Genomic DNA, 25,328 nt, shown 5'->3' on the forward strand with positions numbered 1-25,328 from the left:
AGGTAATTTGCTGGCTATGAGCGACTTCGCGCGTGGCGCCTGCGGACCCGTGCGGGTCGTCTGGGACGACGCCCTGACGTCGTACGACTTCGGTCCCCATCATCCCCTCGCGCCGGTGCGGGTCGAGTTGACCATGGCGCTGGCGCGGGAGCTCGGCGTCTTCGGCGCGGTCGAGGTCGTGCCCTGTACGCCCGCCACCGACGACGACCTCGCCAGCGTGCACAAGCGCGACTACATCGAGGCGGTCAAGCGGGTCTCGCTCGACGGGCGGCCCGACGTGCGGGCGGGGCTGGGCACCAGTGACAATCCCGCTTTCGCCGGGGTTCACGAGGCGTCCGCGCTGATCGCGGGGGCGACGCTCGAAGCGGTCAAGCAGGTCCACTCCGGCGGGGCGATGCACGCCCTCAACGTCGCCGGAGGGCTTCATCACGCTATGCCCGCCACGGCCAGCGGCTTCTGCGTCTACAACGACCCGGCCGTCGCCATCGCCTGGTTGCTCGCCCAAGGGGTCGAGAAGGTCGCCTACGTCGACGTCGACGTCCACCACGGCGACGGCGTGCAGGCGATGTTCTTCGACGATCCCCGGGTGCTGACGATCAGCCTCCACGAGTCACCCCGCACGCTCTTCCCGGGCACCGGCTTCGCCGAGGAGACGGGGGCCGAGGGGACGGCGGTGAACGTGGCGCTGCCGGCCGGTTGTGGCGACTCGGGGTGGTTGCGGGCCTTCCACGCCGTGGTGCCGCCGCTGCTGCGTGAGTTCGCGCCCGACTTCCTGGTCACCCAGCACGGCTGTGACTCCCACGCCCTCGATCCGCTGGCCCATCTGATGTTGTCGCTCGACGGCCAGCGGACGGCGTACCGGGAACTGCACAAGCTGGCCCACGAGACGGCCGGTGGGCGGTGGCTCGCCACCGGCGGCGGGGGATATGAGCTGGTCCAGGTGGTGCCCCGGGCGTGGACCCACCTGATCGCCGAGGCCGCGGGGGCGCCGATCGAGCCTGAGACCGCCACCCCCGACGCGTGGCGCGAGTTCGTCAGGGCGCGGACCGGCGAGTTGCCGCCGCTCACCATGACCGACGGGCGCACGCCCGAATATCGGCCCATCTCCGAGGGTTACGACCCGGCCGATCCGATCGACCGCGCGATTATGGCCACCCGGAACGCCGTCTTCCCCTACCACGGTCTGGATCCCCTGCCATGACGCGAGCAGAGCTCATCGATCACCTCGTCCGCACCCGTATCGCGGGTGACGTCGCCACGAGCCGTGAGAACAACCTCGACCACTACCGGTCGCTCGCGGTGCGCGATCCCCACTACATGTTCGGGCTGACCTTCGAGGGCGCCTGGACCTACCGCGACGTCCTCGATCTGATGGCCAAGTCGGCGGGTGTGGTGGCCGATCCGGGCCACCGGTCGGGGCAGGACACGATCGACCCCGAGCGCACGGTCGCGGCGCTCGACGCGATGGGCGACCGGATCGCGGTGGCGCTGCGGCGGCCGAACCCCACGATGATCATCGCTACCGGCCACCCGACGGGGCTGATGGTCGTTCACATGGCTATCGCTCGTTTCGTCGTGACTCAGGGGGCGACTCTGCTTACTCCGGCGGAAGGGTGGGCGTACCTTCCCGGTTCGTTCGGCCGCCGGCGCTCGATCCGCTACATCGACGACGTCGCCCTCCTCGACGACGGCGGTGCCCTTGTGCACACGCACGACTCCGCTCCGATGCGGAAGATGCTCGAGGAGCAGAGACCGGATTTCGTCGTCGCCGACCACGGCTGGGCGGGCGCGGCCGGAGAGGCCGGCGTCGAGACGGTCGGGTTCGCCGACTGCAACGATCCGGCCCTTTTCGTGGGAGAAGCCGAGGGGAAGATCGCGGTCACCGTGCCCCTGGATGACAACGTGCTGCCCCGTTATTACGGACCGTTGACCGACTACCTGCTCCGACGTGTGGCGGCCGGCCTTTAGGGGTGTCCCTTTTAGGGGGTTTCACGCCCGCTTTTGCACTGGTGTGTCGACCGGTTGCCAACTTTTTGGTGATCCTGGGCGACTCTAATGTGAGAGAAGTTGGTCCGTTCCAAGATCAAGGCGAGGGGCACGGTCCGGCTGCTGGCCAGCGTTTTTCGGTGTTTCTCGGGCAAGATCCCCCGATGGCTGATGAAATGGGGGGTTTGCCTCTGTGAAGTCCCGACTTACGCTGACAGCAGTACACGTGCGTGAGCAATGGCACCAGTGGGGATAACCCGGAAACACGTGCGGAAGAGGCGTCCGATGGGTGCAGGCGAAAGACCTCTCAGCGAGGTGAAGTTCCTGACGGTGGCAGAAGTGGCCACCGTCATGCGGGTGTCCAAGATGACGGTGTACCGGCTCGTGCACTCGGGCGAGTTGCCGGCCATCAGGGTAGGCCGGTCCTTCAGAGTGCCCGAACAGGCGGTGCACGACTATCTGAGGGACGCTTTCATCGAGGCTGGATGAAGTGACCTGTAGCGACTAGCGATACCAAGGGCAACACGGGTTCCCCCCAGGGGAACGATCAACCATGGATCGCCGGTAGGCTGTTGTGCCGGTGTGCGCTCGCGCACCGGTACGACGTCTATCTTCACCTGGGGGTCCCGTGGGCTCTGTGATCAAGAAGCGCCGCAAGCGCATGGCCAAGAAGAAGCACCGCAAGCTGCTCAAGAAGACCCGCATCCAGCGGCGTAACAAGAAGTAGCCCAGCGCGGTCCCTGCGAGGAAGAGTCTATGAGTCCCGTGACCCGGACTGTCCTGGTCACCGGGATATCCCGGCACATCGGCGCTCGGCTGGCGAGCGTCCTCGCAGCCGACCCGGCCATCAGCCGGGTCATCGGAGTCGACACGGTGCCGCCGACGTCGCTTACGCGTGATGGCGGCGCCCAACTCAATCCCCTGGGCCGCGTCGAGTTCGTCCGCGTCGACCTGCGCAGCCCCGACATCGCCCAGGTCATCGCGGCGGCCGACATCGACACGGTCGTCCACATGAGCCTGATGAGCGGGCCGGCCGGCAGTCGTCCGGCGATGAAAGAGCACAACGTCATCGGCACGATGCAGTTGCTCGCGGCCTGCCAGCGCTCCGAGACCGTGCGCCGGGTCGTCGTACGTTCCACCACGGCCGTCTACGGCTCCTCGCCCACCGATCCCGCCGTCTTCACCGAAGACAGCGAGCCGGTGGAGGTTCCCCACACCGGTTACGGCAAGGACGCCTCCGAGGTCGAGGGCTACGTCCGCGGCTATGCCCGGCGGCGGCCCGACGTGGTGACGACGACCCTGCGGTTCGCCAACTTCATCGGGCCCAAGGTCGACTCCCCGTTGACGCGCTACTTCCGGGCGCCGCTGCTGCCGACCGTGCTCGGTTTCGACCCCCGGCTCCAGTTCGTCCATGAAGACGACGGGGTCGAGGTGCTCCGGCGGGCCGCGCTCGACGATCATCCCGGCGTCTTCAACGTCGCGGGCGACGGCGTGCTGCTGCTCTCGCAGTGCCTGCGGCGGGCCGGGCGCTTCTTCGTGCCGGTGCCCGCCCCGGCGTTCCGGTTCCTGGGCGAAGGCGCCCGCGCGGTCGGGCGGATGGACTTCACCCCCGACCAGCTGGCCCTGATGAGCCACGGCCGGGTGGTCGACTCGGCCAGGCTCGCCGACGAGTTCGGCTGGGTGCCCAAGTTCACCACCGCCTCAGCCTTCGACGACTTCCTGCAGACCCGGAGCGCACGGTGAACGCCGAGGAACTCCTGACCTTCGCCGCCCGCCGCATCTCGGGCCGCTACGAGGTCGACGAGTTCGGCTACGACGCCGAGCTCAACGACAAGGTGCTCCTCGAACTGCTGCGCCCGCTCTACCGCCACTGGTTCCGCGTCGAGACCATCGGCCTGCACAACCTGCCGCCCGACGGCGCGCTCGTGGTCGCCAACCACTCGGGCACCCTCCCGGTCGACGCCCTCATGTTGCAGGTCGCCCTCCACGACGAGGCCGGGCGGGCGGTCCGGCTGCTCGGCGCCGACCTCGTCCACCGGCTGCCGCTGCTCGGCCACCTGTCGCGCAAGACCGGCCACACCCTGGCCTGCAAGGAAGACGCCGACCGGCTGTTGCGCAAGGGCGAGCTCGTCGGGGTCTTCCCCGAGGGCTTCAAGGGCATCGGCAAACCGTGGTCGCAGCGCTACAGGCTCCAGCGGTTCGGCCGGGGCGGGTTCGTCGCCTCCGCGATCAGGGCCGGGGTGCCGATCGTGCCGTGCTCGATCGTCGGGGCCGAGGAGATCTACCCGAAGATCGGCGACCTGCGGCCGCTGGCCCGGCTGCTCGGCCTGCCCTACCTGCCGATCACGCCGCTGTTCCCGTGGTTCGGCCCGCTCGGACTGGTGCCGCTGCCGTCGAAGTGGCTCATCGAGTTCGGCGAGCCGATCAGGTCGGACGAGGTCGACCCCGCCGAGGCCGACGACCCGATGGTGGTCTTCGAGCTCACCGACCAGGTCCGCGAGACGATCCAGCGCTCGCTCAACGCGCTGCGGCTGCGCCGCGGACCGGCGTTCTTCCTCTAACGCTTCTTGTAGTGGCGGCGCAGGGCCAGCCCCGCCGCCACGCCGCCCGCGACCGCGCCGGCCGTCGCCGCGATGGGCAACCCGATCATGGTCGCCTTGCGGGTGGTGCGGAAGTCGCGCACCTGCCAGCCCCGCTGCCGGGCGTGCTCGCGCAGCTCGGTGTCGGGGTTGATCGCGTAGGGGTGGCCGACCAGCGACAACATGGGCAGGTCGTTGGCCGAGTCGCTGTAGGCCGAGCAGCGGGTCAGGTCGAGCCCCTCACGCCGGGCCAGCGCCCTGACGGCTTCGGCCTTGGCTGGGCCGTGCAGTAAATCGCCCACCAGGTGGCCGGTGTAGGCGCCGTCTTCGGTCTCGGAGACGGTGCCGAGCGCGCCGGTCAGGCCGAGACGGCGGGCGATCACGTGGGCGAGCTCCACCGGCGTCGCGGTGACCAGCCACACCCGCTGACCCGCGTCGAGGTGGGCCTGGGCCAGCGCGCGGGTGCCCGACCAGATGCGGTCGGCCATCACCTCGTCGTAGATCTCCTCGCCGAGCAGCACGACCTCGTCGACCTTCAGCCCGGCGACGAACGCCAGCGCCATCTCCTTGGCCTTGGCGACGTGGTCGGGGTTCTCGTTGCCGCGGACCCGGAACATCGCCTGCCCGACGGCGAACTTGACCAGGTCGCCGGTGGTGAACAGGCCCCGGGCGGCCAGCCCTCGGGCGAAGTGGTAGATCGAGGCCCCGCGGACCATGGTGTTGTCGACGTCGAAGAACGCGGCGGCCGTCGGATCGGGCTCGGCGCTCGGGGCCGGCAACGCGGCGGCGGCGGCCACCTCGCCCGCGAGTTCCGCCGCTTCGCGCCGTCTCAGTAGCCGCTTCATAACCTCCGAGCTTAACCGTTGAGCTCCCGTCGGCCGGTTGCCCGCGCGTGAACAGCGCTAGTTGCCGGCGGGGCCCGCGTACCCGTCGATGAGGCTCAGGTACTCGGTCGCGATCTCGCGGTTCTCGGCGTCGAGCTTCGGCACCATCTTCTCGACGACCTTCTTCTGCTCCCGGGCGAACCGGCGCACCTTCGCGGGCGGCTTGGTCGGCTGTTTCACCTTCTCCAGCGCGAGCCGCGTGGTGCTGTCCATGTCCTCAAGGGTCTGCTCGATCAGTTCGGCGCGGTCGGGCGTGGCGGCCTTCAGCAGCTCGGCCGCCTCGGCGGCGCGCGAGCGGGCCACCGTCATCTGCCGGTCGGCGCGCTCGGCCTCGCCCCGGGTGAGGGTCAGCAGCGTCGACTCGGCCGCCCGCTTCAGCGGGTAGAGCACCTCGCCGGGACCGGAGGAATAGGTGACGGCCGCCACCGACATGGTCGCCGTGACCATGGCGCCGAGCGCCAGCCAGGGGCGCAGCCGCACCAGCAGGGGGATGCGCCGGATGCGCGGCCGGGCGTGGGCCGGCCCGGGGCGCCGCGGCGCGGCGCGTTCTTCCTGATGTGTACGCAGCAACTCGGCCCGCAGCCCCTCGCGGAACTCGGCCCGGGGACCGGCGCCCTCGTGACCTGCGGCCTCACGGCGGCCGAGCTCCTCGAGCCGGGCGGCGACGCGCGCGGCACGCCGCATACGCGGAAGACGCCACCACCCCATCGCCAGAGCTCCCGCTCGAAGATCCACCCACCCCTGCGAATGGACCAACGACGACGCGTCGGAGTGGTTACGGGGCGTTTCTCAACTGAGATCTTTCGGCAGCGACCTGGCCAGCGCCTTGATGGCCCGGAACTGGAGGGCCTTGATCGCGCCGCTCTTCTTGCCCATCGCGGCGGCGGTCTCGGCGAGCGACATGCCGTACAGGAAACGCATGATCACGCACTCCTGCTGCTCGGGGCCGAGCTGCTGGACGGCGCGCATGACGTGCTCGTTCACCATGTTGGTGATCGCGGCGTTCTCGGGGATGTGGGGGCCGTCGAGCGGGGTGTCGAGGACCTCGGCCGTGGACACCTCAAGGCGGCTGCGGCCCGACTTGTAGTGGTCGGTGATCAGGTTGCGGGCGATGGTCACGAGCCAGGCGCCGAAGTCGCGGCCCTGCCAGGTGAAGTCGGAGATGTTGCGCAGCGCGCGCAGGAACGTGTCGCTCGTCAGGTCTTCGGCGAGGGGGTGGGAGCCCACGCGGAAGAAGACGTACCGGTAGACGAGGTCGACGTACCGGTCGTAGAGCTGCCCGAAGGCCTCGGTGTCGCCCGTCTTGGCGCGCAGCACCAGCGTGCGCATCTCGTCGAACTCGGGCGAGACCGCCTCGGGCGCTGACTGCAACGCTCCAGAGGTGACCGAAGGGGCCAGCCCGGCTAACGACCAACTGTTCAGCATCCGGATATCCCATGGGAGAGGGGAAGTCGGCGTGCTCGCCACTCTAGAAATCTCCCACAAATTACACAATGACGACCGTCTCTGTAATCCCTTCCGTAACGGACGCTTCCGACGGGTCCCGCTGGCTGGGCGTGTGGACAGGGACAGGCCATAGAGTTGGTCCGTCATGGAACTCGTTGTCGCAGTCATCGCGTTCGCGGGGGCGATCCTCGCCGCGGTCACCACAGGCGTCCTGGTCGGGCGGATCCGTGAGGAGTCCTCCGGCTGGCTCGTGGCGTGGGCGATCACCACGGTCGCGGTGTGCCTCGGGCTCGGCGCGATCGCCGTCGGCACCCTTCTCGGGTTCGGCCCCCTGACCTTCCGCGTGTTCCAGATCGGCGGCGCGCTGCTGGCGCCGTTGTGGCTGGCCGGTGGACTGATCCAGCTGCTCGCGGAGTCACGTTCCGCCCGGCTCGGCGGCTGGCTCCTGGCCGGCGGCCTGAGCTTCGTCGGCGCGGTCATCATGACCCTCGACCCGGTGCAGAGCGGCTTCAACAAGACGCTGCCGATCGCCAGCGACAAGTGGGACATCCCGCCCGAGTGGTTGCTGCGCGGCGTCCACGTGCTCGACCTGGTGATCCTCTTCGTCGCGCTGATCGTCGCGCTGATCCGGATGCGGTCGGGCGACGACTACGACGCCGACAACATGAACGCCACCGTCGTGCTGGCCCCCATCGGCATGGCCGCGATCGGCTCCCAGCTCTTCCTGGTGCAGGGCATCTTCGTGGCGGCGCTGCTGGCCGCGATCCCCGGCGGCCTCTGGTACGCCGTCAACCGCCCCCTCGCCCCCTACGACGACGAAGACGAACCGGCGGCGGCGCCGCAGCAGGGCCCGCCGAGCGGTCCGATGCCGGTGCAGCCCCAGCAGCCGGTCTGGCAGGAGCAGAGCCTCGGCCGCCGCGTGGCCGGCCTGCAGCAGCAGCCGGCCGCCAACCCCATGACGGGCGCGATGGGCGGCCCGATGAGCAGCCCGATGAGCGCCCCCATGGGCGGCCCGCCGATGCCCACCACCGGTCCGCAACCGGCGGTCCCGCCGGCCCCCCGCTCGGGCCTCGGCGACCTGGTCGCCGAATACCGCGCCGGGGAACCGCAGGGCGGCGGCTTCGACTACGCCTCCCGCATGCAGCCCCCGCCGCCGCAGCAGCAGCCGCCCCAGCCGCCGCTGCCCCCCGACTACGGCGCCCCGGCGACCGGCACCTTCATGGCCGCCGACGCCTACAACCCCCAGGCCCCCGAATACGGCATGCCGGTGCCGCCCCCGACGGCCTCGACCGAGTTCCAGATGCCGAACACCGGGGTGCTCTACCCGGGCCAGGTGCAGGCCGCCCAGTCGATGGCCGCGGCGCAGGTCCCGGTGACGGCGACCGGATCGGTCCGGCCCTCACCCACGATCTACGGCATGCTGACCGTCTTCACCCTGATGGACGGCGCCGGCGAAGCCTTCGACAAGCTCGCCGAGGACACCGTCGAGCAGGTGCTCCGCAACGAGCCCGACACGCTCCTGTTCGTCTGCCACGGCGTGAAGTCGGCCCCGCTCCAGCGGCTGGTCTACGAGCTCTACCGCGACCAGACGGCCTTCCACGACCACCAGCGGCAGGCCCACATGGAGCGGTTCTCCACCGAGCGTCAGCCGCTGGTGCTGGCCACGAATGTGATCGAACTCACGGTCAACGCCGCGAAGGTCGTGCCGTTGCCCACGACGTTCAAGATCTGAGGGCCTGGCGCAGCCGGTTCTCGTCGACCCGCCAGTAGTCGTGCTGCACGCCGTCGACGAGTGTGACGGGAATCATCTCCCAGTATTTCGCCAGGTCGGCGGGGTCCTGAGTGATGTCGCGTTCGTCCCATTCGACGCCGGTTTCGGCGGCCACGCGCTCGATGACGGCGCGGGCGTCGTCGCACAGGTGGCAGCCGGGTTTGCCGAGCAGGGTGATGCGGTGAGCCATATGCCTACCGTATGGGGCGGATTCGGGACCGGCGGCCGCTCCTGACACCCTGGAAGGGAGCACGACAAGGGGGTCGCTCGACTTTGTGCATCACTTCACAAAGGCACTAACCTGGAAAGCGGCCCCGAAACCGATTCCCCCTCAGGAGTGCCGGCCTGTGATCCGCCGAACCCCGCAACAACCGCGTGAACGCGGCATCCCCGACGCGACCGTCGCCCGGCTGCCGCTCTACCTGCGCGCGTTGAACGGTTTGGCCGAGCGGGCCGTAGCCACAGTCAGTTCCGAGGATCTTGCGGTGGCGGCGGGGGTCAATTCCGCCAAACTCCGCAAAGATCTGTCGCATCTGGGATCTTATGGAACACGGGGCGTCGGCTATGACGTTCAGTACCTCATCTACCAGATCTCCCGCGAACTCGGCCTGACCCAGGACTGGGCGGTCGCGATCGTCGGAGTCGGAAACCTGGGCCGGGCCCTCGCCAACTACGGCGGGTTCGTCTCCCGGGGGTTCCGGGTGGCCGGGCTGCTCGACGCCGACCCGGAGGTCGTGGGCGACCACATCGCCGGGCTCGTCGTGGAGCACAGCGACGAACTGGAATCGGTGATCGCCAAGCGGGGGGTGTCGATCGTGGTCATCGCGACTCCGGCGACCGCCGCGCAGGCGGTCTGCGACCGGGTCATCGCGTCCGGAGTGACGAGTATCTTGAACTTCGCCCCCGTCGTGCTCACGGTTCCTGCGGGCGTCGACGTCCGCAAGGTCGATCTGTCCATCGAACTGCAGATCCTCGCGTTCCACGAGCAGCGCAAGGTGAATGGGGGGCCCGCTGTGGTCGACGAGATCATGGGCGAGGAATGGGCGGGGGAGGTCTCATGAGTCTGCTGATCGTGGGGCTGAGCCACCGGAGCGCACCGGTCTCGGTGCTCGAACAGGTGACGATCTCCGGCGACGCCCTGGTGAAACTCCTCCACGACGTGCGGCAGGACGCCCACGTCGCCGAGGCCATGGTGGTCTCCACGTGCAACCGGGTCGAGGTCTACGCCGAGGTCGACCGGTTCCACGGCGGGTTGTCGGCGATCACCACGCTGCTCGACCGCCACGCGGGGGCCGACCTGGCTCCGCATCTGTACGTCCACTACGAAGACCAGGCCGTCCACCACCTCATGTCGGTGGCCTCCGGGCTCGACTCGATGGTGGTCGGCGAGGGCCAGATCCTCGGCCAGATCCGGGCCGCGCTGCGCCTGGCCCAGCAAGAAGACGCCGTCGGCTCGATCCTCAACGAGCTGGTCCAGCACGCCCTGCGGGTCGGCAAGCGCTCCCACAGCGAGACCGGCATCGACCGCGCGGGCGCCTCGCTGATCGGCGTGGGCGTCACGCTGGCCGAGACCGTGATCGGGCCCATCGAGGGCCGCCGGGCGCTGGTCGTCGGGGCGGGCTCGATGAGCGCGCTGACCGCGGCGACCCTCGCGCGGGCGGGCGTCACCGAGATCGTCATCGCCAACCGGACCTTCGAACGGGCCGAGCGGCTGGCCGAGACCGTCGGCGGCCGGGCCGTGCCGCTGTCGCAGGTCGCCGCCGAGCTCGCCACCGCCGACCTGGTCGTCTCCTGCGTCGGCGCGGGCACCCGCGTGATCACCCCTGAGATGATCCCGCCCCGCGAGGTCCCGCTGTTCCTGCTCGACCTCGCGCTGCCCCACGACGTCGACACCGCCGTCAGGGCGCTGCCCCTGGTCACCCTGGTCGACCTAGAGGACATGCAGCAGTCGGGCGCCGGGTCCGACGGCGGCCGGGCCGCCGACATCGCGGCCGTACGCCGGATCGTGGCCGACGAGGTCACCGCTTATCTCAACTCCGCCCGCGCGGCCAAGGTGACGCCTACTGTGGTGGCGCTGCGCAGTCGCGCGGCCCAGGTGGTCGAGTCGGAACTCGGCCGGCTCCACTCCCGCATGCCCGACCTCGACGAGCGTCAGCGAGACGAAGTGGCACAGGCGGTCCGCCGGGTGGTAGACAAACTGCTCCACGAGCCGACTGTGCGTGTCAAACAGCTCGCCGCGTCTCCGGCAGGCGATCATTATGCGGAGGCGCTGCGCGAGCTGTTCAACCTGGACCCGAAGGCGCCCGACGCCGTTTCCCGGATGGAGATCGAGCAGTGAACCTGAGGCTGGGCACCCGCAAGAGCCTGATGGCGACCACGCAGTCGCAGCAGGTGGCGGACCGGCTGACCGAGCTCACCGGCCGCGGCGTCGACCTCGTCGGGATCACCACCTTCGGCGACGTCTCCAAGGCACAGCTCTCCCAGCTCGGCGGTACCGGCGTGTTCGTCAGCGAGCTGCGCGAGAAGCTGGCCGCCGACGAGATCGACTTCGCGGTCCACTCGCTGAAGGACCTGCCGACCACCCCCGACCCCCGGCTGGTCCTGGCCGCGATCCCGCTGCGCGACGACCCGCGCGACGCGCTCGTCGGCTCCCGCAAGCTGGCCGATCTGGCGCCCGGCTCCCGCGTCGGCACCGGCTCGCCCCGGCGCATCGCGCAGCTGCGGCTGCTGCGTCCCGACCTCGACTACGTCCCGATCCGCGGCAACGCCGACACCCGGATCGGCAAGGTGACCTCCGGCGAGCTCGACGGCGTCGTGCTGGCCGCCGCCGGCCTCGCCCGGCTCCGGCGCGACGACGAGATCGCCTGCCTCTTCGACACCGACGAGATGCTGCCGGCCCCCGGCCAGGGCGCGCTCGCGGTGGAGTGCCGGGCCGACCGGCCCGACCTGATCGAGCTTCTGAGCACGCTCGACGACGCGCGCACCCGCGACGCCGTCATCGCCGAGCGTGCGGTCCTCGCGGCGCTGGAGGCGGGCTGTTCGGCCCCCGTCGGCGCCTTCGCCGTCGATGACGGCCATGTGCTCACCCTGACCGCCACCGTGGTGTCCATCGACGGCGCCGCGGCGGTGCGGAAGTCCACCACCGGACCCATCTCCTCGGCCATGGAACTCGGGCGGGAGCTCGCGGCCACCATGATCGCGGAGGGGGCCGGGCAATTGATGGGAGAGCAGGCCCATTGACCACATCAGAGCATCATGAGCATGGCATCGGCGGCTTCGTCGCCTTCGTAGGAGCTGGTCCCGGTGACGAGAACCTGCTGACGCTCCGGGGCGCCGATCTGTTGTCCAAGGCCGACGTCGTGGTCCTCGACCGCGAATCGTACGGCCCGCTGCTGCGGCACTGCCGGGCCGGCGTCGACGTGCGCGACGTCGCGGCCGACCCCGACGCGCTCGCCGGGGCGGTCGGCGCGGCCAAGGCCGGGAAGCTGGTCGTCCGGGTGTGCCCGGGTGACCCGTCGTTCTTCTCGTCGGTGTCCGACGAGGTCGCGGCCTGTTCGCAGGACGAGGTCGACTTCGAGATCGTGCCCGGCGTGCCGCCGGCGACGGCGGTGCTGACCTACGCGGGCATCCCGCCGGCGTCGTCCGGGCCGGAGTTCCGGATCGTCGACGCGAGCCAGATCGACGACTGGTCCAAGCACGCCTCGGTCGAGGGCACGCTGGTGATCTACAACGGGGTCGCCGAGGCGCCCGCGATCGGCAAGGCGCTGATCGCCGCGGGCCTGCCCGACTACACCCCGGTCGCGGTGACCAGCGACGGCACCACCACCGAGCAGTACACCGTGGTCTCCTCGCTGGGCCGTCTCGGGCCCGACCTGAAGCACGCGGGCATGACCGAACCGGCCCTCATCGTGGTCGGCGACGCCGTCGGCCAGCGTGAGAAGCACTCGTGGTTCGAGACCAAGCCGCTCTTCGGCTGGCGCGTTCTCGTGCCGCGTACCAAAGAGCAGGCCGCGGGCCTTTCGGAGCAGCTGCGCAGCTACGGCGCGGTGCCGGAAGAGGTACCGACGATCTCCGTCGAGCCGCCGCGCACACCCCAGCAGATGGACCGCGCCATCAAGGGCCTGGTCACCGGCCGCTACGAGTGGGTGGCCTTCACCAGCGCCAACGCGGTCAAGGCGGTGCGCGAGAAGTTCGACGAATACGGCCTCGACGCCCGCGCGTTCGCCGGGCTGAAGGTGGCCGCCGTCGGCGAGGCGACCGCCCAGTCCCTGGTCGAGTTCGGGGTCAAGCCCGACCTGCTGCCGACGGGCGAGCAGTCGTCCGAGGGGCTGCTGGAGGAGTGGCCGCCCTACGACTCGATGCTCGACCCGATCAACCGGGTGCTGCTCCCGAGGGCCGACATCGCCACCGACACCCTGGTGGCGGGCCTGACCGAGCTCGGCTGGGAGTGCGACGACGTGACGGCCTACCGGACCGTCCGGGCCGCGCCGCCGCCCGAGGAGATCCGCAACGCGATCAAGAGCGGCGGCTTCGACGCCGTCCTGTTCACCTCGTCCTCGACGGTACGCAACCTCGTCGGCATCGCCGGCAAGCCGCACAACGTCACGGTGATCGCGGTCATCGGGCCGCAGACCGCCAAGACGGCCGAGGAGTTCAACCTGCGGGTCGACGTCATGGCCGACAAACCGTCGGCCTCCGCGCTGGCCGCCGCACTGGCGGAGTATGGTGCCAAGCAGCGCCAGGCGGCCGTCTCCGCCGGCGAGATCCCACGCCGCCCCTCGCAGACCCGAAGGGGTGCCCGGCGACGTCCCAAGTGACCTCAGAAGGTGGTTTTCGCATGAGTGCCGAGTTCCCGGTCGCCCGCCCACGACGGCTGCGCCGGACCGTTCCGCTGCGCCGGATGGTGGCCGGGACCCGGCTCCACCCGGCCGAGCTGATCCTGCCGATGTTCGTCAAGGAGGGCATCGCCGAACCGGCTCCGGTCGGGTCGATGCCCGGGGTCGTCCAGCACACGCGCGAGAGCCTCCGCAAGGCCGCCCACGAGGCCGCCGAGGCGGGTGTGGGCGGCGTCATCCTGTTCGGCATCCCGGCCGTCAAGGACGGCCGGGGCTCCGGCGCCGACGACCCAGAGGGCATCGTCCAGAAGGCTCTGACAGACCTCAGGGCCGAGTTCGGCGACGACCTGGTGGTCATGGCCGACACCTGCCTCGACGAGTACACCGACCACGGCCACTGCGGCATCCTGACCGAGTCGGGCGAGGTCGACAACGACCTGACCCTGGAGCGCTACGCCGCCGCGGCGGTCGCCCAGGCCCGCGCCGGCGCCCAGGTGATCGCGCCCAGCGGCATGATGGACGGCCAGGTCGGCGCGATCCGCGCGGCCCTCGACGCCGACGGCCACGCCGAGATCCCGATCCTGGGCTACTCGGTCAAGTACGCGTCCGCGTTCTATGGCCCCTTCCGCGACGCCGCCGAGTGCGCCCCCCAGTTCGGCGACCGCAGCGCCTACCAGCAAGACCCGGCGGGCCCGATCGGCGAGGCGCTGCGCGAGGTCAGGCTCGACCTGGCCGAGGGCGCCGACGCCGTCATGGTCAAGCCCGCCCTGGCCTACCTCGACGTCATCCACCAGGTCAGAGAGCTGGTCGACGTCCCGGTGGCCGCCTACCAGGTCTCCGGGGAGTACGCCATGGTCGAGGCCGCCGCCGCCAACGGCTGGATCGACCGCGACCGCGTGATCATGGAGTCGCTGATCGCGATCCGCCGCGCGGGAGCCGACATGATCCTGACCTACTGGGCCACGGAGGTGGCTCGCAGGCTGGGCTGAACGGCCGTTTTCCCGGGGTCGCCCTGCGAAGATCCGGTCGGTCCGGGCATTATCGGGGGCAACAGCCCGTTTTTTCTCTGTGGGGGAGGAACAGCATCTGATGGTCGGGGTCCCGCTCGCTCGCCGTTCGAAACGCCGCGCGCACCGAATACCGCACCGGCTCGAAGCGGTGGTCGACTACGCCCGGCTGGGCTGGGCGAGCTGTCTGGGAGCTCATCCGCTGCGCGAGGGGCAGCGGGCGTGCTCATGTGACCGTGTGGGCTGTCCCGATCCGGGCGCCCATCCGCTCTCGCCCGCCTGGCGCATGCAGGCCACCACCGACACGGCCCAGCTCACCCGGTGGTGGGAGCAGGAGCCGGAGGCGAACGTCATCCTGCCCACCGGACGCGTATTCGACGTGTTCGACGTCCCGGCGGAGCTCGGGATGTCCGCCCTGACCACACTGGAGTCCCCAGGCCCGGTTGCCGCGAGCGGCGACCGGGTTCTGTTTTTCGTGGCCACGCGCGGCAACCCCGAAGACGAGGACGAGTGGTGGACCTCGTCGATCGACCACGCGCCCGAGACGATCGAGTCGAACCCGGGGCTGCGCTGGCACTGCCGTGACTCCTACGTCATGGCGCCGCCGTCGTCGCTGGTCGGCGGGGGGACCGTGCGGTGGCTCCGGCCGCCTGACGGGCGTCCGCTGCCCGATCCGCTGCGCGTGCTGGACGTGCTCGCCGACTAGGCTCGGTGGCCGTGAGTCGTACCGATGAATCAGCGGCCCTGTTCGCGCGGGCCAAGGAGATCGTGCCGGGTGGGGTCAACTCGCCGGTCCGGGCGTTCAACTCGGTGGGGGGCACGCCCCGCTTCATGGCGTCCGGGCAGGGGCCCCGCATCACCGACGTCGACGGGAACACCTACGTCGACCTGGTCTGCTCGTGGGGGCCGATGATCCTGGGTCACCGCCACCCGGCGGTGGTCGAGGCGGTCACCGAGGCGATGTCCCGCGGGTTCTCGTTCGGCACGGCGACCGAGGGCGAGGTGCTGCTGGCCGAGGAGATCGTCTCCCGGGTCGCGCCGGTCGAGAAGATCCGCCTGGTCAGCTCGGGCACCGAGGCCACCATGAGCGCGGTACGGCTGGCGCGCGGCTTCACCGGCCGCTCGAAGATCGTCAAGTTCGCCGGCTGCTACCACGGCCACGTCGACGCGCTGCTGGCCTCGGCCGGGTCGGGCGTGGTGACGTTCGGCCTGCCCGACACCCCGGGGGTGACGGGCGCGGCGGCGGCCGACACGCTGGTGCTGCCCTACAACGACCTGGCGGCGGTCGAGGAGGCGTTCACGCTCCACGAGATCGCCGCGGTGATCACCGAGGCGTGCCCGGCCAACATGGGCGTGGTGCCGCCCGCCGAGGGGTTCAACCGGCGGCTGAAGGAGCTCTGCGCGGCCAACGGCGCGCTGCTCATCGTCGACGAGGTGCTGACCGGCTTCCGGGTCTCGGCCGAGGGGTGGTACGGCCTCGACCCGGTGGACGCCGACCTGATGACCTTCGGCAAGGTCATGGGCGGCGGGCTGCCCGCCGCCGCGTTCGGCGGACGGGCCGACGTGATGGCCCGGCTGGCCCCGGAGGGCCCCGTCTACCAGGCGGGCACCCTGTCGGGTAACCCCCTGGCCTGCGCGGCCGGTCTGGCGACGCTGCGCAACTGTGACGCCGGCGTCTACGCGCGGATCGATGCGGCCGCCCTGACCCTCGGCGACGCCGTGTCCGGCGCTCTCGCGGCCGAAGGCGTCGCGCACCGGCTCCAGCGGGCCGGCAACCTGTTCTCGATCTTCTTCACCGAGGGGCCGGTGACCGACTTCGCGTCGGCGAAGACCCAGAACACGGCCGTGTTCACCGCGTTCTTCCACGCGATGCTCGACCAGGGCGTCTATCTTCCCCCGTCGGCCTTCGAGGCCTGGTTCCTGTCGTCGGCCCATGACGACGGAGCTCTGTCGAAGGTCGTCGATGCTCTTCCGATCGCGGCCAAGGCCGCGGCCCAGGCTGCCGGTTAGGCGACCCGGGCGCGGTTCTTGGCGCGCGACTGGCGGGCGTTGGAGGCCAGGGTCTCCAGGTAGGAGACGCGGGCGGTGGCGGACTGCTTCGTGAAGAGGTTGTTGATGATTCGCATGTCTTCATCATGCAACGCTTAATAGTTGAGGACAAGCGAGATTTTCTTGGGTCGACCCTTTAGACTGACTACATGTTGGACTTGCACCGTCTGAAGGCCCTCCACGCGGTCGCCACCTACGGTTCGGTCGGCGCGGCGGCCGAGGCGCTCATGGTCACCCCCTCGGCCATCTCCCAGCAGCTCGCCAAGCTGGAGAAGGAGACCGGCGCGGTGCTCGTCGAGCGCAACGGCCGCGGCGTGAAGCTCACCGACGCCGCCGGGCTGCTCGCCGAGCACGCCGAGAAGATCCTCGCCCTGGTCGAGACGGCCGAGGCCGACTTCGAGGCGCTGCGCGGGGCGGTGGTCGGGCGGTTGTCGATCGCGGCCTTCCCGACGGCCGCGCGCGGCATCTTCCCGGCCGCGCTGAAGCTGCTCAACGAACAGCACCCCGACCTCGGCATGCTGTTCTGGGAGCGCGAGCCCGAACGGCAGATACGCGAGGTCACCCGGGGCGAGATCGACCTGGCGGTGGTGCAGGACTGGCTGAACCGCCCGATGGCCATCCCCGAGGGCCTGTCACGGGCCGCCCTGCTCGACGACGTCGCCGACATCGCCGTGCCGGCCGACCACCCGCTGGCCGACCGGCGTGAGATCTCCCTGTCGGAGCTGCCCGACGACCGCTGGATCACCTCGGCGCCGAGCACGGTCTGCCACGACTTCCTGCTGTTCCTGGTGCGGTCGGCGGGCAAGGAGCCCGACATCGTCTGCATGGCCGACGAATATCCGACCCAGCTCGCGCTGGTCGCGGGCGGCCACGGCCACGCGCTGATCCCCCGGCTCGGGCGCGGCGTGCTGCCCGAGGGGGTCAGGGCGATCCCGATCCTGCCCCGGCCGACCCGGCGCATCTACGCCCTGTGGCGGACCGACGCGGCCCGCCGCCCGGCCATCCGGGCCGCCGTCGACGCGCTGCGCACGGTCTGCTCCCATTTGGAAACCACCCTTCGGCTCGCCTGACGCCGTCTCGTCATGTGGTCCGAGTAGGCTGGCGCCACCATGACTGAGACGACCGTCGTTCACCTGTTGCGCCATGGTGAGGTCTACAACCCGACCGGGGTCCTCTACGGCAGGCTGCCCGGCTTCCACCTGTCGGACAACGGCCGGGCGATGGCCGACATGGTGGCCAAGTCGATCGCCAACCGCGACATCGTGACTCTGTGGAGCTCGCCGATGGAGCGGGCCCAGGAGACCGCCGCCCCCTCCGCCGAGGCGCTGAAACTCCCCGTGGTCCTCGACGAGCGGCTGACCGAGGCCATGAACGTCTTCGAGGGCAAACCGGTGGCCGGTGACAACCGCGCCTTCTTCCGCGACCCCCGCAACTTCTGGCACTTCCGCGACCCGCGCCGCCCCTCGTGGGGCGAGGCCTACCGCGACGTGGTGGCCCGCATGAAGTCGGTGATCGACGACGCCCGCGCCGAGTCCCGGGGCCACGAGGCGCTGCTGGTCTCCCACCAGCTGCCGATCTGGATCATGCGGCTGGCCGCCGAGAGCAAACGCCTCTGGCACGACCCGCGCCGCCGCCAGGCCAGCCTGTGCAGCCTGACCTCCTTCACCTTCGACGGCGACCGTCTCATCAGCGTCGGCTACAGCGAGCCCGCCGCGGCGCTGCTCAAGGGCTGATCCCCAGGTTCAGCCGGGCCATCTCGTCGCCGGACAGCCGCAACCCTCCGGCGGCGACGTTCTCCTCGAGGTGCCGCGGATTCCCGGTGCCCGGGATGGCGAGCACGTGGTCGCCCTGCTGCAACGTCCAGGCCAGCCTGACCTGTGCGGCGCTCGCCCCGTGCGCGCGGGCGACGGCGAGCACCTCCGGGTGCTCCTCGGAGGTCGCTCCCGCCTCCCGCCCGGCCCCCGCGATGGCGAAGAACGGCACGAAGGCGATCCCCAGCTCGCCGCACCGGTGCAGCAGCTCTCGCTCTCCCGCCGTCGCGCCGATCCCGAAGGGGTTCTGTACGCACACCACCGGCGCGATGGCCCGAGCCTCGGCCAGCTGCTCCGCCGTCGCGTTGGACACTCCGAGGTGACGGATGAGCCCGGCGTCCCGGAGCCCGGCCAGCGCGCCGAAGTGCTCGGCGATCGAACCGCCGCGGCGGCTCGGCGGGATCCGCAGGTTCACCACGTCGAGATGATCGCGCCCGAGCTGGCGCAGGTTCTCCTCGACCTGACCGCGCAGTTGCTCGGGGGTGGCCCACCACCACGCGCCCGACGGATCCCGCGCCGGCCACACCTTCGTGGCGATCACGAGGTCGTCGGGGTAGGGGGACAGCGCCCGGTTGATCAGCTCGTTGGCCGACAGCCGGGGTGAGAAATAGAAGGCGGCGGTGTCGATGTGATCGACCCCGAGCTCGACCGCCCGCCGCAACACCGTGATCGACCGGTCGCGGTCGGCCGGGACGCCGGCTCCGAAGGCGACGTTTCCGGTCAGGCGCATCGCCCCGAATCCGATGCGGTTGACGGTCAGGTCGCCCAGTTCTGCCGTGGAAGTAGACATGAAAAAAGCCTCCCCGCTGTGCAAGGAGGCGTGATCCGTCCCGATCATTCTAGCGCGAGCTGTCGGGACGCCGGTCCCGGCTCCCGTTCGGGGCACCGGCCGGGGTGGCCGATACTATGGTTGCTCTACCGGTTGTAGTTCAAGGAGATCTCCTCCATGTCCCCCTTCTCGCGTGCTCTCGTCGCCGTGTGCACGGCGCTGGTTCTGACCGGATGCGCCGGGAACGTCGGGGGTTCGGGGCAGCCGGAGTCCGACGACACCCGGTTCGTCGCCGGTGACGGCAAGGTCCAGGTGTTCGCGGCCGGCGACCGCAAGCCGGCTCCCGTCGTCGCGGGGCAGACCCTCGAAGGCGCCCAGACGGCGATGGCCAAGGGCAAGGTCACGGTGATCAACTTCTGGGCCTCGTGGTGCGCGCCGTGCCGGGCCGAAGGGCCGACGCTCAAGGACGTCGCCGCCCGCACCAAGGCCGACGGCGTCGACTTCCTCGGCATCAACTTCAAGGACCAGAAGGCCGCCGCCACCGCCTACGACGCCCAGCTCACGCCGGGCTACCCGAGCATCCACGACCAGAGCGGCAAGGTGCTGCTCGGGTTCTCCGGCACGGTGCCGCCCGCAGCCATCCCCTCCACGCTCATCATCGACCGTGAGGGCCGGATCGCGGCCCGCGCCCTGGGCGCGGTCAAGTACCAGGCCCTGCTCGACGCCGTGACCAAGGTCTCCAGTGAATCTCGCTGACACCGTCGCCTCGGGGTCGCTGCTGGTCGCGCTGCCGATCGCGCTGCTCGCGGGGCTGGTGTCGTTCCTGTCGCCCTGCGTGCTGCCGCTGGTGCCGGGCTATCTGTCGTACGTGACCGGCATGAGCGCCGACCCCAAGCGGGGGCGGCTGGTGCTCGGCTCGGTGTTGTTCGTGCTCGGGTTCGCGCTCGTGTTCGTGCTGGGCGGCGCGTTGTTCGGCGGGCTCGGGGCGGCGATGCTCGGCAACGCCGAGGTGATCACGCGGGTGCTGGGCGTGGTCACGATCGTGCTGGGGCTGGCGTTCATCGGCATCATCCCCGGCCTCCAGCGCGACTTCCGCATCCACAAGGTGCCGGCGGCCGGGCTCGCCGGGGCGCCGCTGCTGGGTATCGTGTTCGGACTCGGCTGGACGCCGTGCATCGGCCCCACACTCGCCGTCGTGCTGACCCTCTCGGTCGACCAGGGCAGCGCCGCCAGGGGCGCGCTGCTCGCGTTCGGCTACGCACTCGGGCTCGGGCTGCCGTTCGTGGCGGCCGGGCTCGCCTACCGCAAGGCGCTCCACACGTTCCGCGCGGTGCGCCGACACACCCAGCTCATCACGCGGATCGGAGGAGCCATGCTGGTCGCCGTCGGGTTGCTGCTGGTCACCGGTCTGTGGGGCGAGCTCATCGCCGGTCTCCAGGTGTGGATCGGCGGATTCGAGCCGGTGATATGACACTGACCGACGAAGAGAAGACGACCGGGAACGGCGGCCCCGCGGGGCTGGGCGTGGTCGGCTGGCTGCGCTGGGGCTGGCGGGTGCTCACCTCGATGCGCACCGCCCTCATCCTGCTGTTCCTGCTGGCTCTGGCCTCCGTGCCCGGGTCGCTCTACCCGCAGCGCGGGGTCGATCCGGGGGCGGTCGCCCGCTACTTCCAGAACGATCCGACGAAGGCCGAGTGGCTCGACCGGTTCTCCCTGTTCGACGTCTTCACCTCGCCCTGGTTCGCGGCGATCTACCTGCTGCTGTTCCTGTCGCTGATCGGCTGCGTGCTGCCGCGCACGATGGTGCACCTGAAGGAGATGCGGCGCACGCCGCCGCCCGCGCCGCGCAACCTGTCGCGGCTGCCGCACCATGCCGACATCGAGGGCGACCTCGCCTCGGCCGAGGCCTACCTGCGGTCGAAGCGCTGGCGGGTGGTCACCGGCGACGGCTGGGTGTCGGCCGAGAAGGGGCACCTGCGCGAGACCGGCAACCTGCTCTTCCACGTCGCGCTGCTGGTGCTGCTGGTCGCCGTCGGGGTGGGCGGGCTGTTCGGCTACCGGGGCAACGTGCTCGTCGTCGAGGGCGACGGGTTCGCGAACACGGTGGCCGCCTACGACCGTTATCTGCCCGGGTCGCAGGTGTCGCCCGAGGACCTGCAGCCGTTCTCGTTCACGCTCAAGGACTTCCAGGCGAGCTACGTCGGGCCCGGCCACGAGAAGCAGGGCCAGCCGCTCGACTACTTCGCCAAGCTCGCCGTGCAGGATTCGCCGAGCTCGCCGGAGCGCGAGTTCACCCTCCGGGTCAACGAGCCGCTGGAGGCCGACGGCGCGCTGACGTACCTGATCGGGCACGGCTACGCCCCCACGTTCCGGATCACCGGCGGCGACGGCAAGGTCGCCTTCGAGGGCGCGGTGCCGTGCCTGGTGAACGACACCTCGAACTACGAGTCGGAATGCGTCATCAAGGTGCCCGACGCGGCCCCCGACCAGCTGGCGTTCCTCGGCCGGTTCCTGCCCTCCACGGCGCCGAGCGGCACCGAGTGGTTGTCGGTGTTCCCGGCCGCGGTCAACCCGACCGTGCAGATCTGGCCGTTCAAGGGCGACCTGGGTCTCGACGCGGGAACCCCTCAGTCGGTGTACGACCTGAGCGGCCACCAGAACCTCAAGCCGCTCGGCCAGATGACCGCCTCGCCCAAGCCGATGGCCGTCGGCGACGCCGTCGACCTGCCCGACGGGGCGGGGAAGATCGAGTTCACCGGTGTGAAGGAGTGGATCACCCTCCAGACCACCTACGACCCCGGCCGGTTCCCGGCCCTGCTCGCCTCCGGCGCCGCCATCCTCGGCCTGCTGCTGTCCCTGCTCATCCACCGCCGCCGCGTCTGGGTGCGCGTAAGGGACGGAGGGGTCACGGTGGGAGGATTGACCCGCACCGAGGGCGGAGACTTCGGCGAGGAGTTCGCCGAGCTGACGAAAGCCCTGGAACACCACGCTCGCGCAGAGGTGAAGGATGTCTCCTGATCGTTTGGCCACGTTGAGCGACCAGCTCGTGCTGGCCGCCATTCTGCTCTACCTGGCCGCGATGATCGGCTACGCCCTGGAGCTGGCCTTCGGCCGGGTCACCGAGACGGTGAAGGAACGCCGCCTGGCGACCGTCGGCGGGCCGTCCGACGACCTGCCCGACCCCGAGCCCACGCCGGAGCCGGCGTCATGGGCCCCCAAGGCGGGTCTCATCGGCACCGCCGCCATGTGGCTCGGCTGGGTCGCCAACGTGTCGGCCACGCTCACGCGCGGCCTCGCGGTCGGCCGCTGGCCGTGGGGCAACATGTACGAGTTCGTCGTCGCCATGCTGCTCGCGGCCGTGACGGTGTTCCTGCTGCTCCAGCTGCGCTACCCGGTGCGCTTCCTCGGCGCGTTCGTCGGCGTGGTCGCGGCGATCGGCCTCGGCTTCGCGGTCCGTGTGCTCTACACGCAGGCCGGCCCGGTCGTGCCCGCGCTCGACTCGTACTGGGTGGCCATCCACGTCACCGCCGCCGTCGCGGCCAGCGGCCTGTTCATCGTCGGCGCCGCCGCCGCGGGGCTGTTCCTGGTGCGCAAGGAGGGCCCGTCGCGGCTGCCGTCGCGCGCCGACCTCGAACGCCTCGCCCACCGGGTCATCGTCATCGCGTTCCCGGTCTGGACGTTCGCCGTCATCTCGGGCGCGCTCTGGGCCGACAAGGCGTGGGGCCGCTACTGGGGCTGGGACCCGAAGGAGGTCTGGGCGTTCATCACCTGGGTGGCCTACGCCGCCTACCTGCACGCCCGCGCGACCGCCGGCTGGAAGGGCAAGGCCGCGATGATCGTGTCGCTGATCGCGTTCGCCTGCCTGATGTTCAACCTCGTCGGCGTGAACATCTTCATCGGCGGCCTGCACTCGTACGCGGACGTGAAATAGCGAGACGCGGTCGGCCGAAGGCCGGCCGTGTCTCTAGTCTTCGTCGCGCAGCTTGCGCTCAAGGCTGCGCAGGAAGTCGGGGTCGTCGTCAGGACCCCTCGGCGCCTCGGGAGGCGGCGAGGGGAGCAGGTTCTGTCCGGGGGTGATCGGTTCGGGCACCGGCCGCCCGGCGAGCAGCCACAACACTCCGCCCATCGCCGGAATCATCACGACCAGAACCCACGCGGCCTTGGGGAGGGTCCGCACGATCTCCGGGGGAGTGGTGATGACGTCGAAGAGGCAGTAGAGCCAGAAGGCCAGCAACGCCAGGCCGACAACCACGTTCGCCATTCCAACACGGTATGCCATCCCGTGGCCTGATCGTGTTGCGTCTTGCATAGCGACCGACGAAGCGGGATGACTCGGGCTAGACGGGCATCGTACGCTGCATCGGTACAGCACCTTCCCGACTAAAAGAGAGGTGCGATGGCGCAGCAGGGCGACAGGGGCCGCCACCGGCGAGGGAATCGGTGGTGGCAGCGGAGCCACGCAGGGGCCAGCTACGTCTCCCGTCGTGGGGCGGAGGCGACGCAGGAACGCATCGAAACAGTGGTCACCGACAGATGGGCGGACGCCCCCAGGGCCGTCGAGACCCCGGTGACCGCCCCGGTCGTCGACCGTCCGCAGTACACCTGGCGCGACTTCGAGCTGGACGACCAGCCCGCCCGCGCCGAACCGCACCACCCCGACAGCCCCGACTACCGCGACGGCCGCCGCAACTGCGGCGCCCTGGAGACGATCCTCTACCGGCAGTGGGACGCCATGGACGGCCCGCCGCCCCCCGACGTCATCCGCGCCGTCGACAGCCTGGCCCGGTTGCCCGACCGCCTGAAGGAGATGCTGGCGGTCGGCCTCGACGGCATCTACGTCGGCCCCGGCGGCGTCCCGGACCTGGACGACATGGGCTACCTGCGGGGCGCCCCGCTCCCCAGCGGCCGCGCGACCTGGGACATCTGCGCCGGCGCGTACGGCGACCGGAAGATCGTCGTCGGCGACCGCCCCAGCCCGACGCCCGATGTGATGATGCACGAAGTCGGTCATGCGCTGGACGACGTGGACTCCCGTCCGGGAGAGTGGGTCTCGGACTCACCCGAGTTCGCCGCCCTCTACGACGAGTGCATCCCCCATCTGGCCTCGGCCTTCCACAAGCAGTCCGGAGAACTCGGCCGCAAGGAGTTCTTCGCCGACGCCTTCGCCGCCATCGCGTCGAGGCAGCGTCCCGCCCTGATAGACATGCTGGGCGGCGACACCCGCACGGCCCTCAACGTCATGCTCTTCTTCAACAGGCGCTACGGAATCTAGGTAGGTCTCCTGATGTTCGTGATCCGGCTCGCTGACGGCACGCTGCGGGTCCCGCAGTCGTTGACCAGCGACGACGGCCGCCTGATCGGCAACGCGTATGTCGAGATAGCGCCCGGCGAGCCGGACTACGACCAGTGGCTGGAGGAGTCCATCACCGAAGAAGAAGAAGCCGACCGCCGCAGAAGATGGCAAGAAGAGAACGACGCTCTAGAACAAGAATTCCTAGCCTTCAAGGCCGAACAAGAAAAATAAGCCCCAGGCGCCAGTGCAATTTCACATGCCACAAATGGTCAAATCTTAAATTATTCAGGCCAGGCGGGCCAAATATCCAGGCCAGATTCATGAATTGCCGCAGCGCGCCGGCGTCTGGACTGAGGAGCGCAGGGGAGCGAAGCGACCCGGAGCGACGAGGGAAGACGCCGGATATAAGCGCGAGGACCCCGCGCCGAAGGCGCGGCAAAGACACTGCGAGCCAGAACCTGCCGCGCCGTAGGCGCGTCCCCCGCCGTTTCTTCTCTCGGCGCCGTAGGTGCCCCGGGAAAAGAAAAAGGCGCGGCTCCCAGGTTCTGGCCGCGCCTCTCTGCTTCTTCCCGTGAAGCTCTACCCGTTCGGCTTGTCGGCCGTCAGGACGTCTTCTCCACGGAGAAGGGCGTGCACTTCCGACTCGCGGAAACGCCGGTGCCCTCCGGGGGTACGGATGCTGCTGATTCGCCCCGCCGCGGCCCAGCGAGTCACGGTCTTCGGGTCGACCCGGAAGAGGGCGGCAACCTCTCCAGGGGTCAGCAGTCGCTCGCTGCTACTCTCCACAATCTCTCCCCCTCGCATCCCGCGTCATGCAGCGGGCGGACAGGTAACCAGTGTGCCGAGCGAAGCCTGATTTATCCGTGGTTTTCAGAGAAGATCACGGGATGTTACCGGC

General features: G+C 70.1%; 29 protein-coding genes. 22 read left to right on the forward strand and 7 right to left on the reverse strand.

The genetic code is table 11. The annotated features are described in order from the left end of the window. Positions 1–16 precede the first annotated feature (16 nt). The 6 genes from AW274_RS11375 to AW274_RS11395 all read left to right on the forward strand — a co-directional run bounded on the left by AW274_RS11375 (position 17) and on the right by AW274_RS11395 (position 4,547). Positions 17–1,201 carry an acetoin utilization protein AcuC gene (locus AW274_RS11375; RefSeq protein WP_062430986.1) on the forward strand — a complete coding sequence of 395 codons (1,185 nt, stop codon included), beginning with the start codon at positions 17–19 and terminating at the stop codon, positions 1,199–1,201. Continuing rightward, a complete protein-coding gene (locus AW274_RS11380; protein WP_062430987.1) occupies positions 1,198–1,968 on the forward strand; it encodes a phosphatase in 771 nt (256 codons plus the stop codon). Before AW274_RS11375 ends, AW274_RS11380 begins: the two co-directional genes overlap by 4 nt. 303 nt (positions 1,969–2,271) lie before the next feature. Beyond that, positions 2,272–2,475, forward strand: coding sequence for a helix-turn-helix domain-containing protein (locus tag AW274_RS11385; protein WP_030456159.1), 204 nt, complete (start codon positions 2,272–2,274; stop codon positions 2,473–2,475). A gap of 139 nt (positions 2,476–2,614) precedes the next feature. Further along, the gene (locus tag AW274_RS39075; protein WP_018654693.1) at positions 2,615–2,713 is read left to right on the forward strand and encodes a 30S ribosomal protein bS22; all 99 of its coding nucleotides are present in this window, start codon (positions 2,615–2,617) and stop codon (positions 2,711–2,713) included. Positions 2,714–2,742: 29 nt separating this feature from the next. Further along, positions 2,743–3,729, forward strand: coding sequence for an NAD-dependent epimerase/dehydratase family protein (locus tag AW274_RS11390; protein ID WP_439648758.1), 987 nt, complete (start codon positions 2,743–2,745; stop codon positions 3,727–3,729). Next, positions 3,726–4,547: a lysophospholipid acyltransferase family protein gene (locus AW274_RS11395; protein WP_232320078.1), complete on the forward strand. Its 822-nt coding sequence runs from the start codon at positions 3,726–3,728 to the stop codon at positions 4,545–4,547. The genes AW274_RS11390 and AW274_RS11395 overlap by 4 nt, the downstream gene beginning before the upstream one ends. Here the strand turns inward: AW274_RS11395 and AW274_RS11400 are convergent. The 3 genes from AW274_RS11400 to AW274_RS11410 all read right to left on the reverse strand — a co-directional run bounded on the left by AW274_RS11400 (position 4,544) and on the right by AW274_RS11410 (position 6,874). Further along, positions 4,544–5,410, reverse strand: a complete 867-nt coding sequence (locus AW274_RS11400; protein WP_062430989.1) for an HAD family hydrolase — start codon at positions 5,408–5,410, stop codon at positions 4,544–4,546. The two genes, AW274_RS11395 and AW274_RS11400, sit on opposite strands and share 4 nt — an antisense overlap. Before the next feature lie 57 nt (positions 5,411–5,467). Further along, entirely contained in the window at positions 5,468–6,133 is a 666-nt protein-coding gene (locus tag AW274_RS11405; protein ID WP_062430990.1) for a DUF5667 domain-containing protein, read from the reverse strand. Positions 6,134–6,238: 105 nt separating this feature from the next. Next, complete coding sequence (locus AW274_RS11410) at positions 6,239–6,874, reverse strand: sigma-70 family RNA polymerase sigma factor (protein WP_062430991.1); 636 nt, start codon at positions 6,872–6,874, stop codon at positions 6,239–6,241. A gap of 166 nt (positions 6,875–7,040) precedes the next feature. Here AW274_RS11410 and AW274_RS11415 point away from each other — a divergent pair, with 166 nt between their 5' ends. After that, the gene (locus tag AW274_RS11415) at positions 7,041–8,627 is read left to right on the forward strand and encodes a putative quinol monooxygenase (protein ID WP_062430992.1); all 1,587 of its coding nucleotides are present in this window, start codon (positions 7,041–7,043) and stop codon (positions 8,625–8,627) included. Here the strand turns inward: AW274_RS11415 and AW274_RS11420 are convergent. Beyond that, the gene (locus AW274_RS11420; RefSeq protein ID WP_062430993.1) at positions 8,617–8,856 is read right to left on the reverse strand and encodes a glutaredoxin family protein; all 240 of its coding nucleotides are present in this window, start codon (positions 8,854–8,856) and stop codon (positions 8,617–8,619) included. The two genes, AW274_RS11415 and AW274_RS11420, sit on opposite strands and share 11 nt — an antisense overlap. A 157-nt stretch (positions 8,857–9,013) precedes the next feature. Between AW274_RS11420 and AW274_RS11425 the strand changes: the two genes are divergently transcribed. From AW274_RS11425 to AW274_RS11465, 9 genes are all read left to right on the forward strand, one after another. Continuing rightward, complete coding sequence (locus AW274_RS11425) at positions 9,014–9,727, forward strand: redox-sensing transcriptional repressor Rex (protein ID WP_062430994.1); 714 nt, start codon at positions 9,014–9,016, stop codon at positions 9,725–9,727. Continuing rightward, positions 9,724–11,004, forward strand: coding sequence for a glutamyl-tRNA reductase (locus tag AW274_RS11430; protein ID WP_062430995.1), 1,281 nt, complete (start codon positions 9,724–9,726; stop codon positions 11,002–11,004). The genes AW274_RS11425 and AW274_RS11430 overlap by 4 nt, the downstream gene beginning before the upstream one ends. Next, positions 11,001–11,906, forward strand: coding sequence for a hydroxymethylbilane synthase (hemC, locus tag AW274_RS11435; protein ID WP_269750556.1), 906 nt, complete (start codon positions 11,001–11,003; stop codon positions 11,904–11,906). The genes AW274_RS11430 and hemC overlap by 4 nt, the downstream gene beginning before the upstream one ends. Further along, complete coding sequence (locus AW274_RS11440) at positions 11,903–13,483, forward strand: bifunctional uroporphyrinogen-III C-methyltransferase/uroporphyrinogen-III synthase (protein ID WP_062430996.1); 1,581 nt, start codon at positions 11,903–11,905, stop codon at positions 13,481–13,483. The genes hemC and AW274_RS11440 overlap by 4 nt, the downstream gene beginning before the upstream one ends. Positions 13,484–13,503: 20 nt before the next feature. Continuing rightward, on the forward strand, positions 13,504–14,490 hold the full coding sequence (gene hemB, locus AW274_RS11445) for a porphobilinogen synthase (protein ID WP_062430997.1): 987 nt from the start codon (positions 13,504–13,506) through the stop codon (positions 14,488–14,490). 100 nt (positions 14,491–14,590) lie between these two features. Further along, positions 14,591–15,214, forward strand: a complete 624-nt coding sequence (locus AW274_RS11450; RefSeq protein WP_062340556.1) for a bifunctional DNA primase/polymerase — start codon at positions 14,591–14,593, stop codon at positions 15,212–15,214. Positions 15,215–15,225: 11 nt separating this feature from the next. Continuing rightward, the gene (hemL, locus tag AW274_RS11455; protein WP_062431913.1) at positions 15,226–16,518 is read left to right on the forward strand and encodes a glutamate-1-semialdehyde 2,1-aminomutase; all 1,293 of its coding nucleotides are present in this window, start codon (positions 15,226–15,228) and stop codon (positions 16,516–16,518) included. Positions 16,519–16,706: 188 nt separating this feature from the next. Beyond that, complete coding sequence (locus AW274_RS11460) at positions 16,707–17,627, forward strand: LysR family transcriptional regulator (RefSeq protein ID WP_062430998.1); 921 nt, start codon at positions 16,707–16,709, stop codon at positions 17,625–17,627. A gap of 39 nt (positions 17,628–17,666) precedes the next feature. Beyond that, positions 17,667–18,290: a histidine phosphatase family protein gene (locus AW274_RS11465; RefSeq protein ID WP_062430999.1), complete on the forward strand. Its 624-nt coding sequence runs from the start codon at positions 17,667–17,669 to the stop codon at positions 18,288–18,290. Here the strand turns inward: AW274_RS11465 and AW274_RS11470 are convergent. After that, positions 18,280–19,158: an aldo/keto reductase gene (locus AW274_RS11470; RefSeq protein WP_062431000.1), complete on the reverse strand. Its 879-nt coding sequence runs from the start codon at positions 19,156–19,158 to the stop codon at positions 18,280–18,282. The two genes, AW274_RS11465 and AW274_RS11470, sit on opposite strands and share 11 nt — an antisense overlap. Positions 19,159–19,314: 156 nt before the next feature. On the opposite strand from AW274_RS11470, the gene AW274_RS11475 reads away from it, so the two are divergent. Genes AW274_RS11475 through ccsA form a run of 4 tightly spaced genes read left to right on the forward strand, consistent with a single transcriptional unit; the run spans position 19,315 to position 23,068 of the window. Then, on the forward strand, positions 19,315–19,893 hold the full coding sequence (locus AW274_RS11475; protein WP_062431001.1) for a TlpA family protein disulfide reductase: 579 nt from the start codon (positions 19,315–19,317) through the stop codon (positions 19,891–19,893). Beyond that, positions 19,880–20,608 (forward strand): cytochrome c biogenesis CcdA family protein, encoded by a 729-nt coding sequence (locus AW274_RS11480; RefSeq protein WP_062431002.1) that lies wholly within the window; start codon positions 19,880–19,882, stop codon positions 20,606–20,608. The genes AW274_RS11475 and AW274_RS11480 overlap by 14 nt, the downstream gene beginning before the upstream one ends. After that, positions 20,605–22,155, forward strand: a complete 1,551-nt coding sequence (resB, locus tag AW274_RS11485) for a cytochrome c biogenesis protein ResB (RefSeq protein WP_062431003.1) — start codon at positions 20,605–20,607, stop codon at positions 22,153–22,155. Before AW274_RS11480 ends, resB begins: the two co-directional genes overlap by 4 nt. Beyond that, positions 22,145–23,068, forward strand: a complete 924-nt coding sequence (gene ccsA / locus AW274_RS11490; RefSeq protein ID WP_062431004.1) for a cytochrome c biogenesis protein CcsA — start codon at positions 22,145–22,147, stop codon at positions 23,066–23,068. Before resB ends, ccsA begins: the two co-directional genes overlap by 11 nt. Before the next feature lie 33 nt (positions 23,069–23,101). Here the strand turns inward: ccsA and AW274_RS11495 are convergent, their stop codons facing one another. Then, a complete protein-coding gene (locus AW274_RS11495; protein ID WP_034385986.1) occupies positions 23,102–23,398 on the reverse strand; it encodes a PLDc N-terminal domain-containing protein in 297 nt (98 codons plus the stop codon). Positions 23,399–23,656: 258 nt separating this feature from the next. Here AW274_RS11495 and AW274_RS11500 point away from each other — a divergent pair, with 258 nt between their 5' ends. Both AW274_RS11500 and AW274_RS11505 read left to right on the forward strand, forming a co-directional pair. After that, positions 23,657–24,409, forward strand: coding sequence for a hypothetical protein (locus AW274_RS11500; protein WP_232320079.1), 753 nt, complete (start codon positions 23,657–23,659; stop codon positions 24,407–24,409). Positions 24,410–24,421: 12 nt separating this feature from the next. Beyond that, a complete protein-coding gene (locus AW274_RS11505) occupies positions 24,422–24,661 on the forward strand; it encodes a hypothetical protein (RefSeq protein WP_062340566.1) in 240 nt (79 codons plus the stop codon). Positions 24,662–25,009: 348 nt separating this feature from the next. Here AW274_RS11505 and AW274_RS39080 read toward each other — a convergent pair whose 3' ends face one another. Further along, entirely contained in the window at positions 25,010–25,234 is a 225-nt protein-coding gene (locus AW274_RS39080; protein WP_030456135.1) for a BldC family transcriptional regulator, read from the reverse strand. Positions 25,235–25,328: the final 94 nt, after the last annotated feature.

The sequence above is a fragment of the Herbidospora daliensis genome, from assembly GCF_001570585.1.
GTDB classification, from domain to species: Bacteria; Actinomycetota; Actinomycetes; order Streptosporangiales; family Streptosporangiaceae; genus Herbidospora; species Herbidospora daliensis.

Excerpts from the sequence above, each read along its gene's own strand:
- AW274_RS11475 (WP_062431001.1), top strand. The coding sequence starts at position 19,315 with ATGTCCCCCTTCTCGCGTGCTCTCGTCGCCGTGTGCACGGCGCTGGTT.
- AW274_RS11390 (WP_439648758.1), top strand. The coding sequence starts at position 2,743 with ATGAGTCCCGTGACCCGGACTGTCCTGGTCACCGGGATATCCCGGCAC.
- AW274_RS11385 (WP_030456159.1), top strand. The coding sequence starts at position 2,272 with ATGGGTGCAGGCGAAAGACCTCTCAGCGAGGTGAAGTTCCTGACGGTG.
- AW274_RS11465 (WP_062430999.1), top strand. The coding sequence starts at position 17,667 with ATGACTGAGACGACCGTCGTTCACCTGTTGCGCCATGGTGAGGTCTAC.
- AW274_RS11450 (WP_062340556.1), top strand. The coding sequence starts at position 14,591 with ATGGTCGGGGTCCCGCTCGCTCGCCGTTCGAAACGCCGCGCGCACCGA.
- AW274_RS39080 (WP_030456135.1), bottom strand. The coding sequence starts at position 25,234 with ATGCGAGGGGGAGAGATTGTGGAGAGTAGCAGCGAGCGACTGCTGACC.
- resB (WP_062431003.1), top strand. The coding sequence starts at position 20,605 with ATGACACTGACCGACGAAGAGAAGACGACCGGGAACGGCGGCCCCGCG.
- AW274_RS11420 (WP_062430993.1), bottom strand. The coding sequence starts at position 8,856 with ATGGCTCACCGCATCACCCTGCTCGGCAAACCCGGCTGCCACCTGTGC.
- AW274_RS11380 (WP_062430987.1), top strand. The coding sequence starts at position 1,198 with ATGACGCGAGCAGAGCTCATCGATCACCTCGTCCGCACCCGTATCGCG.
- hemB (WP_062430997.1), top strand. The coding sequence starts at position 13,504 with ATGAGTGCCGAGTTCCCGGTCGCCCGCCCACGACGGCTGCGCCGGACC.
- AW274_RS11460 (WP_062430998.1), top strand. The coding sequence starts at position 16,707 with ATGTTGGACTTGCACCGTCTGAAGGCCCTCCACGCGGTCGCCACCTAC.
- AW274_RS11405 (WP_062430990.1), bottom strand. The coding sequence starts at position 6,133 with ATGCGGCGTGCCGCGCGCGTCGCCGCCCGGCTCGAGGAGCTCGGCCGC.
- AW274_RS11415 (WP_062430992.1), top strand. The coding sequence starts at position 7,041 with ATGGAACTCGTTGTCGCAGTCATCGCGTTCGCGGGGGCGATCCTCGCC.
- AW274_RS11410 (WP_062430991.1), bottom strand. The coding sequence starts at position 6,874 with ATGCTGAACAGTTGGTCGTTAGCCGGGCTGGCCCCTTCGGTCACCTCT.
- ccsA (WP_062431004.1), top strand. The coding sequence starts at position 22,145 with ATGTCTCCTGATCGTTTGGCCACGTTGAGCGACCAGCTCGTGCTGGCC.
- AW274_RS11470 (WP_062431000.1), bottom strand. The coding sequence starts at position 19,158 with ATGTCTACTTCCACGGCAGAACTGGGCGACCTGACCGTCAACCGCATC.
- AW274_RS11375 (WP_062430986.1), top strand. The coding sequence starts at position 17 with ATGAGCGACTTCGCGCGTGGCGCCTGCGGACCCGTGCGGGTCGTCTGG.
- AW274_RS11495 (WP_034385986.1), bottom strand. The coding sequence starts at position 23,398 with ATGGCGAACGTGGTTGTCGGCCTGGCGTTGCTGGCCTTCTGGCTCTAC.
- AW274_RS11430 (WP_062430995.1), top strand. The coding sequence starts at position 9,724 with ATGAGTCTGCTGATCGTGGGGCTGAGCCACCGGAGCGCACCGGTCTCG.
- AW274_RS11505 (WP_062340566.1), top strand. The coding sequence starts at position 24,422 with ATGTTCGTGATCCGGCTCGCTGACGGCACGCTGCGGGTCCCGCAGTCG.
- AW274_RS11400 (WP_062430989.1), bottom strand. The coding sequence starts at position 5,410 with ATGAAGCGGCTACTGAGACGGCGCGAAGCGGCGGAACTCGCGGGCGAG.